The 11,439-nt window shown below is 67.6% G+C and carries 8 protein-coding genes; 7 read left to right on the top strand and 1 reads right to left on the bottom strand.

Annotated features, from left to right (window positions below; genetic code table 11):
- Nucleotides 1-2 precede the first annotated feature (2 nt).
- The 6 genes from LQ955_RS16425 to LQ955_RS16400 all read left to right on the top strand — a co-directional run bounded on the left by LQ955_RS16425 (nt 3) and on the right by LQ955_RS16400 (nt 9,175).
- Nucleotides 3-881 (top strand): aldo/keto reductase, encoded by an 879-nt coding sequence (locus LQ955_RS16425; RefSeq protein WP_231025558.1) that lies wholly within the window; start codon nt 3-5, stop codon nt 879-881.
- The gene (locus LQ955_RS16420; RefSeq protein ID WP_231025557.1) at nt 878-2,914 is read left to right on the top strand and encodes a bifunctional aldolase/short-chain dehydrogenase; all 2,037 of its coding nucleotides are present in this window, start codon (nt 878-880) and stop codon (nt 2,912-2,914) included. Before LQ955_RS16425 ends, LQ955_RS16420 begins: the two co-directional genes overlap by 4 nt.
- Nucleotides 2,915-2,999: 85 nt before the next feature.
- Nucleotides 3,000-4,640 carry a rhamnulokinase gene (locus LQ955_RS16415; protein WP_231025556.1) on the top strand — a complete coding sequence of 547 codons (1,641 nt, stop codon included), beginning with the start codon at nt 3,000-3,002 and terminating at the stop codon, nt 4,638-4,640.
- Between the two features lie 97 nt (nt 4,641-4,737).
- Complete coding sequence (locus LQ955_RS16410) at nt 4,738-7,431, top strand: alpha-L-rhamnosidase (protein WP_231025555.1); 2,694 nt, start codon at nt 4,738-4,740, stop codon at nt 7,429-7,431.
- Between the two features lie 116 nt (nt 7,432-7,547).
- Nucleotides 7,548-7,769, top strand: coding sequence for a helix-turn-helix transcriptional regulator (locus LQ955_RS16405; protein WP_231025554.1), 222 nt, complete (start codon nt 7,548-7,550; stop codon nt 7,767-7,769).
- A complete protein-coding gene (locus tag LQ955_RS16400) occupies nt 7,769-9,175 on the top strand; it encodes a type II toxin-antitoxin system HipA family toxin (RefSeq protein ID WP_231025553.1) in 1,407 nt (468 codons plus the stop codon). The genes LQ955_RS16405 and LQ955_RS16400 overlap by 1 nt, the downstream gene beginning before the upstream one ends.
- A 15-nt stretch (nt 9,176-9,190) precedes the next feature.
- On the opposite strand, the gene LQ955_RS16395 is transcribed toward LQ955_RS16400, so the two are convergent.
- A complete protein-coding gene (locus tag LQ955_RS16395; protein WP_231025552.1) occupies nt 9,191-10,504 on the bottom strand; it encodes a GNAT family N-acetyltransferase in 1,314 nt (437 codons plus the stop codon).
- Between the two features lie 96 nt (nt 10,505-10,600).
- On the opposite strand from LQ955_RS16395, the gene LQ955_RS16390 reads away from it, so the two are divergent.
- A complete protein-coding gene (locus LQ955_RS16390) occupies nt 10,601-11,395 on the top strand; it encodes an IclR family transcriptional regulator (protein WP_231025551.1) in 795 nt (264 codons plus the stop codon).
- Nucleotides 11,396-11,439 lie beyond the last annotated feature (44 nt).

Here is an 11,439-nt window from a genome sequence, read left to right as displayed (position 1 = left end):
TCGTGATCGCAGTGGGCGGCGCCTCGTGGTCGATCACCGATGATGCTCACGCGAATGAGCCTCGGTCGATCGCCACGATTCACGCCGCCCTCGACGCGGGGGTGCGCGTCATCGACACTGCCCGCGCCTACACGACCGTCGACGACGGCGCGCATAACGAGAAGCTGATCGCCCGCGCCCTTGTCGCGTACGGCAGCGAGCGGTTGGATGCCCAGCACATCACCGTCGTCACCAAGGGTGGTCACTACCGCTTGTCGCACGACGTCTGGGCAGAAGACGGCAGCCCCGCGGCACTGCGGGCCGACGTCGAGAGCAGTCTCGACGCCCTCGGGGTAGATCGTCTCGACGTCTTTCTCCTGCACAAGCCCGACGCCCGAGTGCCGATCGAAGAGAGCATCGGCGCCATCGCCGAGCTGCAGGCCGAGGGCAAGATCGAGCGCATCGGAGTGTCGAACGTCGACACAGAACTCCTGTCTCGCGCGCTCGCCGAGGCGCCGCTCGACGCCGTCGAGAACAGCTTCTCGCCGTTTCGGCAGGATGACCGGCCGGTGCTCGAGCAGGCGACCGCGCTCGGGATGACGTACTTCGCCTACTCGCCCCTGAAGTCAGAGCGGGGCCTGGCAGGCTCACGCGACGTGTTTCCGGAGTCGCTCGCCATCGCCGACTCGCTCGGCATCTCACCCCAGCAGCTCTGGCTGGCCTGGTTGCAACATCAATCCCCCGTGCTCGTGCCGGTGGTCGGCTCGACCTCGCCGGCCACCATCACCGACTCGGCAGCGGCCGCGTCGCTCGCCCTTCCCTCTGACTGCTGGCCGACGCTCGAGCGCGAGCTGGCTGAGCTTCTCCAACCCACTTCACAGAAACAGGAACTCCCCTCATGACGAACCCCACCGCTGCAGAGCTGATCGCTCGCTCGAACCGGCTCGGCTCTGACCCGAAGAACACGAACTACGCCGGCGGCAACACGTCGGCGAAGGGGCTTTCGAAAGACCCCGTGACGGGTGAAGACGTCGAACTGATGTGGGTGAAGGGCTCCGGCGGCGACCTCGGCACGCTGAAGGAGCAAGGCCTGGCCGTGTTGCGCGTCGACCGGCTGCGTTCGCTGGTGAACGTCTATCCGGGCGTCGAGCGTGAAGACGAGATGGTCGCCGCGTTCGACTACACCCTGTTCGGCAAGGGCGGGGCGGCACCGTCGATCGACACCGCCATGCACGGCCTCGTCGATGCGAAGCACGTCGACCACCTGCATCCGGATTCCGGCATCGCCATCGCCACGGCCGCAGACGGCGAAGAACTCACCGCGAAGATCTTCGGTTCGAGGGTGGTGTGGGTGCCGTGGCGCCGGCCCGGTTTTCAGCTCGGGCTCGACATCGCGGCGATCAAGACGGCGAATCCCTCGGCTATCGGGTGCATTCTCGGCGGCCACGGCATCACGGCCTGGGGTGACACCAGCGACGAGGCCGAGGCGAACAGCCTCTGGATCATCAACACCGCTGCCGCCTACATCGAGGCGAACGGGCGCGACCTGCCTTTCGGTCCGGCGCTCGACGGCTACGGCGCGCTGCCCGAGGCCGAGCGGCGCGCGAAGGCCGCGGCTCTGGCCCCGACCATTCGCGGGCTGGCGTCGGTCGACCGCCCGATGGTGGGCTCGTTCACTGATGCGTCAGTGGTACTCGACTTCTTGGGTTCTGCCGAGCATCCGCGGCTCGGAGCGTTGGGCACTTCGTGCCCCGACCACTTCTTGCGCACGAAGGTCAAACCGCTGATTCTCGACCTGCCCGCTGACGCCTCGGTCGAGGATTCGATCGCGCGGCTGAAGCAACTGCACGCTGAGTACCGGCTCGACTACGCGGCGTATTACGACCGCAACAAGGTCGAGGGCTCGCCCGCGATGCGCGGCGCCGACCCGGCGATCGTGCTCATTCCGGGAGTCGGAATGTTCTCGTACGGCGCGAACAAGCAGACCGCGCGGGTCGCCGGCGAGTTCTACATCAACGCCATCAATGTGATGCGCGGCGCTGAGTCGCTCTCGGCGTACGCGCCGATCGACGAGGCCGAGAAGTTCCGTATCGAGTACTGGGCGCTCGAAGAGGCCAAGCTGCAGCGTTTGCCTGCGCCGAAGTCGCACGCGACCCGTGTCGCGCTGGTGACCGGTGCGGCATCCGGAATCGGCAAAGCCATCGCCACCCGGCTCGCCGCCGAGGGCGCGTGCGTCGTGATCGCCGACCTCGACCTGCAGAAGGCTCAGGATGCCGCGGCAGAACTCGGCTCGACCGATGTCGCCATCGGCGTACAGGCCAACGTCACCTCGGCTTCGGAGATACAGGCCGCCATCGACGCGACAGTGCTGCAGTTCGGCGGGCTCGACCTCGTGGTGAACAACGCCGGACTGTCGCTGTCGAAGCCGCTGCTCGAGACCACCGACGCCGACTGGGATTTGCAGCACAACGTGATGGCCAAGGGGTCGTTCATGGTGTCTCGCGCCGCAGCTCGTGTGCTCATCGACCAGCAGATGGGCGGCGACATCATCTACATCTCGTCGAAGAACTCGGTGTTCGCCGGCCCGAACAACATCGCGTACTCGGCGGCCAAGGCCGACCAGGCGCACCAAGTGCGGTTGCTCGCCGTCGAACTCGGCGAGCACGGCGTGAAGGTGAACGGCATCAACCCCGACGGCGTCGTACGCGGATCCGGCATCTTCTCCGGCGGCTGGGGCGCCAAGCGCGCCGCCGTGTACGGCGTGCCCGAAGAGGAGCTCGGCGCGTACTACGCCAAGCGCACGATTCTCGGCCGCGAAGTACTGCCCGAGCACGTGGCGAACGCCGTCGCCGTACTCACCGGCCACGACCTCACCCACACCACGGGCCTGCACATCCCCGTCGACGCCGGCGTTGCCGCCGCCTTCCTGCGATGACGAACCTCTCCGCACGCCTGCCTGGCGATCGACTTCTCGAAAAGGCCCCAAAAGCACCGGTTTTGCAGCACATTTCGAGAAGTCGATGACCCGCGCCGGGAGTGTTGCGGCGGTCGATCTGGGGGCGACCAGCGGGCGGGTGATGGCGGGGCACGTCGGCACCGGCACCCTCGAGCTGCGCGCCGTTCATCGCTTTCCGAACACCCCCGTGCGAGTACTCGAGGGCTCGCCCGAGGCCTCGCTCGAGGCTTCCGGCGCGAGTGCGACACAATCGGACGAGAGCGACCCGCGCACCGGTCGCTCTCGTCCGCAACCGTCGCTCTCGGGCAGCAGGGGGAACGGGGGCGGCGGCGAGGCACGGTACGGGCTGCGGTCGAACATTCTCGAGCTGTACCGCAACGTGGTTGAGGGGCTGCGCACCGCCGTGCACGACGAGCCCGAGATTGCGTCGATCGGCATCGACTCGTGGGCCGTCGACTACGCGCTGCTGCGCGGCGGGCGGATGCTCGGGTCCCCCTACAACTACCGCGACGACCGCACCGCGGCCGGCGTCGAGGCCGTGCGGCAGCTGATCAGCGCCGACGAGCTCTACTCGCGCAACGGGCTGCAACATCTGCCGTTCAACACCGTGTTTCAGCTGGCTGCCGACCGGGCATCCGGAGACCTCGCGGTGGCAGACCGCATGCTGCTGATTCCCGACCTGCTGGGGTACTGGCTCACCGGGCAGCTGCGCACCGAGATCACGAACGCCTCGACCACGGGGCTGCTCGACCCGAATGCGCGGCGGTGGGATACCGCACTGCTCGAACGCGTCGGCATCCCCGCGTCGCTGCTGCCGGCGCTCATCGAGCCGGGGCAGGTGCTGGGCTCGGTGCTGCCGGAGGTGGCGAACGAGCTCGGGCTCGGCGCGGCGGGAGATTCCGGATCGGGCTCACGTTCGGGCGAGCTGAACGTGGTCGCCGTGGGATCGCACGATACCGCGTCGGCCGTGGTGGCGGTTCCGGCGACGGGCGACGACTTCGCCTACATCTCCAGTGGAACGTGGTCGCTCGTGGGAGTCGAGCTCGAGCATCCGGTGATCAGCGAGGCCGGGCGGGCCGCGAACTTCACCAACGAAGGCGGGGTCGACGGCCGCGTTCGGTACCTGAAGAACGTCTCGGGGCTCTGGCTGCTCTCGGAGTCGGTGCGCACCTGGGAGCGCGAATCGGGCTCCGCCATCGACCTCGCCACGCTTCTCGCTCAGGCGGCGGCCGTCTCCGGCGCGGGGTCAGGCGTAGGAGCCGGCGCCGGCAGCTCCGTCGCGACATTCGACACCGGCGACGACAGGTTTCTGCCGCCCGGCGACATGCCCGCCCGCATCGCAGCATGGTTCACCGAGCACGGGATGCCCGCTCCGCACTCCCCCGCGGAGTTCACCCGCACCATCATCGAGAGCCTCGCGGCCGACTACGCGGCCACCATTGCGCAGGCCGAAGAGCTCACGGGCAAGCGCATCACGACCATCCACATCGTCGGCGGCGGATCGCTCAACACCCTGCTCTGCCAGCTCACCGCCGACCGAACCGGCCGAACCGTTCTCGCCGGCCCGGTCGAGGCGACCGCCCTCGGCAACGTGCTCGTGCAGGGCCGAGCGGCCGGGATGATCGGCGGCACTCTCGAGAGCATGCGCGCTCTCGTTGCCTCGACCTTCGAGCCCCGCCGCTACGTCCCCGCTGCCCGCCGCTAGCCATCGCAGCCGACGAAAGAAGTGCTGTCGGACGGCTTATCGTGATCTCACCTGACGCGCAGAACGACCCCGATACCCAGACCCCCGAGGAGACACCATGACGGTGACCGTCGCCGCCCCCACGTTCGAACACCACAACTCAGCGAGCAGAAACAGCGCACTCGGCATCGGCGAGCCCGAACCGAGGCTCTCGTGGAAGATCACCGGCGAGGCCGGCTGGGTGCAATCCGCCTACGAGATCTCGGTCGAGCGAGGCGGCGAGACCGTGTCGACCGGGCGCGTCGAATCCGCGGAATCGGTGCTCGTGCGGTGGCCCGCCGCCGCGGGTCCGCTCGTCTCGCGGCAGCGCGCCGCCGTACGGGTGCGTGTCTGGGGTGGGGGCAGCGGCGCCGAGTTCGGTCACGGCACCCCGGCCGACCCCGAGAACGCGGATGCCCGTGAGCACGTCGGCGAGGGTGGCAACACCGCGCTTCGCGCCGCGGAAGCCGTCGCGTCAGAGTGGTCGGCTCCAGGCGTCGTCGAAGCCGGGCTGCTGCAGCCCTCCGACTGGACGGCTCTCGCCGTCGGCCCCGCCTGGCCCGAAGACCCCGACGCCGATCGGCGCCCGCCACTGGTCCGACGCGAGTTCGTGCTCGACGACGACATCGCTTCGGCGCGGCTCTATGTGACAGCCCACGGACTCTACGAGGTCGAGATCAACGGCACCCGCGTCGGCGATGACGCCCTGAGCCCCGGCTGGACCGTCTACGGCGAACGCCTGCGCTATTACACCTACGACGTCACCTCGCAGCTCGAGGCCGGCGCCAACGCCATCGGCTCCTGGCTGGCCGACGGCTGGTACCGCGGTCGGTACGGATTCAACGGCGGCCACCGCAATCTCTACGGCACCGACATCGCGCTCGTTGCGCAGCTCGAAGTGACATATGCCGATGGAAGCATGCAGTCGATCGTTACCGACGGGTCGTGGCAAGCAGGGTTCGGTCCGATGCTCGCGACCGAGCTCTACAACGGCGAGACGTACGACGCACGCATCTCCGTGGCCGGATGGTCGCGGGCCGGATTCGACGCCAGTGAGTTCTCGCCCGTGGCGGTTGCACCGCACGACGCGTCGGTGCTTGTCGCTCCGCAAGGGCCGCCGGTGCGCTGCACGGAGGAGCTGTCGCCGGTGACCACAACGACGAAGCGCGGGGCGACCATTCTCGACTTCGGGCAGAACTTCTCGGGGCGTCTGCGCATTCGGGTGAAGGGATCGCGCGGTGACGTCATCACCCTGCGTCACGCCGAAGTCCTCCAGAACGGCGAGCTATACCGCCGCCCGCTTCGGGGCGCCGCGGCCGAAGACACGTACATCCTCTCGGGCGAGGGCGAAGAGGTGTGGGAGCCGCGCTTCACCATCCACGGTTTTCGCTATGCGGAGGTGACAGGATGGCCGGGCGAGCTGGCGGCGGGCGACATCGTTGCTCGCGTCTATCACACCGATATGCAGCGCACCGGGTGGTTCGAGAGTTCCGACCCGCTGGTCGACCGGCTGCACGAGAACGTGGTCTGGAGCACGCGCAGCAACTTCGTCGACATTCCCACCGACTGCCCCCAGCGCGACGAACGTCTGGGCTGGACGGGCGACATCCAGGTCTTCGCGCCGACCGCCTCCTTCTTATATGACTGTTCAGGCATGCTTTCGTCGTGGCTGCGCGACGTGGCCGCCGAGCAGCTCGAAGACGGCACGGTGCCCTGGTACGTGCCGGTGATTCCGGGCGGCGAGATGTGGACCCCGATTCGACCCGGCGCGGTCTGGGGCGACGTCGCCGTGCTCACGCCGTGGGTGCTCTACGAGCGCTTCGGCGACGAGGGAGTGCTTGCCGCGCAATACGACAGCGCGAAAAAGTGGGTCGACCTCGTCGACCGGCTCGCCGGGCCCTCCCACCTCTGGAACTCGGGCTCTCAACTCGGCGACTGGCTCGATCCGGCCGCCCCGCCGCACGACCCCGCCGATGCCTTGACCGACCGCTACCTCGTCGCGACGGCGTATTTCGCCTGGTCGGCCCTTCACCTGGCAAAATCGGCCGAGGTGCTGGGGCTCACGTCTGACGCCACACACTATTTCGCGCTGGCCGCGCAGGTGCGCGCCGCCTTCGCCGCTGAGTACGTGCTTGCGGATGGCCGACTCACCTCCGACGCCCAGACCGCGTATTCGCTGGCGATCGAGTTCGACCTGCTCCCTTCCGAGACACAGCTGGCGGGTGCCGGGGCGCGCCTGTCGGAACTCGTCGCCGCAGCGGGCAACCGCATCGCAACCGGGTTCGCCGGCACTCCGGTCGTCTCCGACGCGCTGACCGACACGGGCAACGTATCGCGGGCGTACGATCTGCTGCTCGAACAGGACTGCCCGTCGTGGCTCTACACCGTCGTGAACGGCGCGACCACGATCTGGGAGCGCTGGGACAGCCAGCTGGCCGACGGCACCGTCAACCCGGGCGAGATGACCTCCTTCAACCACTACGCCCTGGGCGCCGTCGCCGACTGGCTGCATCGTGTCGTCGCCGGCCTGGCCCCCGCCGCGCCGGGCTACCGTTCGATTTCGTTCCGGCCGCGGCCCGGTGGCGGCCTCACCCGCGCGTCGGCTCGTCATGAGACGCCGTACGGCGAGGCGTCCATCTCCTGGTCGCTCGCGGCGGGCACGCTGTCGGTCGACGTGACAGTGCCCATCGGCGCGACGGCCACCGTCGACCTGCCCGATGGTCGTCTGCTGCACGTCGGCCCGGGCATCCACTCGTTCACTGCCGCCCTGTGACGCGAGCCCGCCAGCCGCAAGAGTCAGCTGTGGCGGACATGAGGCGCGATGTCAGGTTTGACGGACATCACCCGCCATGTCAGACTTGACGGACATGACAAGGGAGAGGCGGGGCCGTGATCGCCGACGAGGCACGCGATTGGGCGAATATTGCGCGCGATAGGCGCCTGGAGCTCGGCCTGACCCAGGCTGAGGTCACCAACGCGCTCGGTAAGAGCCGACAGTGGCTTGTCAATTTCGAGTCCGGCGCCAGCGCCCCGGTCGCTCGACTCGATACCGTTCTGGCGCTGCTCGAGGTGTTGAAGCTCACCCCTGACCTCAGTCGAGACGACCAATAATGGCGCGGTCTGTCACACAACTCACCGCGTATCTGCACGGCTTTCGTGTGGGTTGGTTTCGCCAAACAGACGGCGCAATCAGTTTCGAATTCGACGATGAGTGGCGCGAAGCGAGCGGGCGTCTCCAACTTTCAGAATCACTCCCCAAGTCGCGAAAGGTGCACACAGGCACCGCCCCCGAGAATTTTCTGTGGGGCCTGCTGCCCGACAACAGCGCGGTACTGGTTCGTTGGGGCGAGATGTTCGGGGCGAATCCGCGCAACGCGCTTTCGCTGCTGCGCCACGTCGGGCTCGACACCGCCGGTGCCGTACAGCTTTCAGAAGTCGACGAAACGGTTCTCGACGCGGCTGGCGGCTCAGACCCGCTCGATGACCGCGTCATCGCGGCTCATCTTCGCGCTATGCACGGCGATCCACTCGCGTGGCTTGTGCCGTCGCTTCACGACGGCAACTTCAGCCTGGCCGGAGCGCAAGCGAAGTTCGCCCTGCTCCGAGACGCCGACGGCTGGCGACTGCCCTGGGGCGGTGAACCCACGACACATATCGTGAAGCCGGGCGTGGCGGGATTCTCCCACCAAGACGTGGACGAGCACCTCTGTCTAGTGGCGGCCACACAACTCGGCCTGAACGCCGCAAAGTCTGAGATACACGATTTCGGCGGCGAGAGTGCGATCGTGATCGAACGATATGACCGCGATTTCGCAGATGGGCACATCAATCGTATTCATCAGGAAGACGTCTTGCAGGCGGCGGGAATCCACCCTGCCCTGAAGTACCAGAACGAGGGCGGACCAGGCATTACAACAACCGCAGACCTTATTCGACGTGCTGTGAACCGCAGCAGCCGCGATGACGCCCTCCGCAGATTCTTCGATGCGAACATTTTCAACTGGATCATCTCTGGCACCGATGCACACGCAAAGAACTACTCGCTCCTGCACACCGCGCGGGGCACGACCCTCGCGCCGCTCTACGACGTCGCGAGTTCACTCCCCTACGACGACCTGCCCGCCCGAAAGGTGAAGCTCGCTATGTCGATGGCGGGGCGCTATCGCGTGCATGAGATCGAGCCGCGACACATTCTTCGCGAAGCGACGGGCATCTCGCTCGATACAGACGTCGTTCGCGAACGAATGATCGAGCTCTGCGAAAGCGTTGCCGACGCTTTCTCCGCCGCAGCCTCGGCATCTCGTCTCAAACGTGATGATCGTGACTTCGCGGCCCGGCTGACTGACTCAGTCGCACGCCGAAGTGCCGAGCTGTTACCGAAGATCCACGCGACCACCTCGCGTTCGCTCGCCGCGCATCTTCGGCCGGAGGCACGGGCGATAACGCAGCCGCGGCGTAAGAACGTCGGTCTCAGCGGCAACGGGGGCCGCTTCGCCTCGAAGCAGCCGAGCAACTGACGCTAAGAGCCTCCGTCAGAGGTCGAGGCGCCAGGCGCCCTCGTAGCCGAGGGGGGCGAAGCCGACGGCCTCGTTGACGTCGAGCATGGGGCGGTTCTCTTCGGCGTTCCAGGTGAGAACAGAAGGATGCCCGGGAGCCGTGTCTTCGAGAAACTCGAGGTTCGCGGTCTTGAGCAGCATGCCGAGGCGATGGCCGCGGTGTTCACGCAGAACGAGAGTGTCTTCTTGGCCCACCGCGCGTGACACGTCGTTCGGAACCGCAAGCTGGGTGAACGCGACGAGCCGGCCCGACGGAACATGCTCGACGACCGACGTCAGCGTGGTTCGGGTGGCAGCCGCAGCCCGCTGCTCATCGGCGGCCAGACGGTCGGCGTTCCATACGTCTTCGGGTTCGTCGAGGCCGGCGCTGGGAGCATCCGTCGACATGCGAGTGCGCAGCCAGGCGAGGTCGTCGAGCCAGGATGCCGCGGTCGCGCCCGCCCAGGAGTGCACGCGGTAGCCGGGGCCGGCCGCGCTCTGAGCCTCGGCGCGTCGGGCTGCGAGCGTCGCGGGATCGGCCGGCAGGGCGAAGCGGCTGGCGCGCTCGACCTGCTCCAGACGGTAGCCGCGAGCCAGCAAGAAGCGCACTTCGCGGTTGTTCGCGGGCACGGAGCCGAAGCCGGTCGGCGGCACGACCGTGCGGCCTGGCGCGGGTGGCGCGGCTGGCGCCGGGCCTAACGCGGGTGGCGCGGACGAGCCCAGGCCTGACGCAGACGACCCAGTCGGAGCCGAGCCTAACGCGGGTGGCCCGGTCTGAACCGGGGCGGCCGCGGCCCGGGGCTCCGGCGGCGAGACGGCGTAACAGATCAGCCGCTGCTGGCCGAGGGAGCGGGCGTACCGCTCGACGGTTTCGGCGAGCGCCCGGCCGATGCCGCGCTGCTCGAACTGCGGATGCACGTCGATGTCGATCCAGCCGATGTCGCTTTCGCTGCCGAGCTGCGACTCGTGCACGGCGCGCGCCACGATGCGGCCGGCGCCTCCCCTGCCCCCGCCGGCGCCTCCGTCGACCCTGCCGCCGCCGCTGTCGCTGCCGCCGCCGCTGCGAGCACTGCTGTCACCGCCGTCGTCGAGCCTGGCCACCCATACCGCTTTGGGAGCGAAGGGATCGTTCCACTGCGGCAGCAGCTCCGCCGCGGGGTTGGCGACCTCCTCGGTGCCGTAGGCGCGGCATTCGCTCGCGTTGCGCACTTCGACCGAGGCCACGAAGTCACGGGCATCCTCTGCGTCGAGATCAGTCGGGATGGCGATCCGTTCGATGGTGAATCGTGTAGCTGGGCGGGCGTCTGGCATGCGCCTATTCTTCGCGTCAGCCCATCACGCCCGCAATGTTCGCTAAGTTGAGATGTTGAAATGTTCTGTGTCACCGAACGATGATCTGGAGAATTCGTGGCAGAGCCCGATCCGAAATACGTGGTCAAGAGTGTCGCTAAGGCGATGACGCTTCTGCAGCTGCTCGAAAAGCAAGCCGGTACGAGCGGCATGAGCCTCACCGATCTCGCCCAGCAGATGAAGATGTCCAAGAGCAGCACATTCGCCCTGCTGCAGACGCTTGCCTCGTTCGGCGTCGTCACCACCGACCCCACCGGAACGCAGAACCGCAACTACCGGCTCGGTCTCTCGCTGGTGCGCCTCGGCCAGCACGCAGCAACCCAGACCACCGTCGCCGACGTGTGCCTGCCCGAGCTGCGGTCGCTGTCGAAAGACACCCGCCTCACCGCTCGGGTCGCGGTGCTCGACCACGGTTGGGCCGTCGCGGTGGCGCGAGTGGATGCTCCCGACTCCGTTCGCCTCGACCTGCGGCTCGGCGAGAAGGAGTGGCCGCACCGTTCGGGACTCGGCAAGGCGCTCATGTCGGTGCTGCCCGACGATGAAGTGCGGCGATATCTCGAAGAGATCGGCATGCCCGCCAACACCGCGAAGACTCTCACGACGGTCGACGCCTATCTGGCCGACTTGAAGGTGTCGCGCGAGCGCGGCTACGCCACCGACGACGAAGAAGACGCCGAAGGCATCATCTGCATCGCGGCGCCGATTCGGGATGCAGACGGCCGTCCTTTCGCCGCGATCAGCGTCACCGGGGTGAAGATCGGGGTGCTGCAGGAGAACCCGGCGAGTGTCGCGGAGCTCGTCCGCGAGCACGCGTCGCGCGTCGAGCAGCGGCTTCAGCCCGTCTCGTTCTGACCGTTCTGACCGTTCTGACCGTGCCGGGCGTTCCAGTTGCCCCC

The sequence above is a fragment of the Subtercola endophyticus genome, from assembly GCF_021044565.1.
In the GTDB taxonomy this organism is placed as follows: domain Bacteria; phylum Actinomycetota; class Actinomycetes; order Actinomycetales; family Microbacteriaceae; genus Subtercola; species Subtercola endophyticus.
This window is presented reverse-complemented; position numbering and strand designations above follow the sequence as displayed.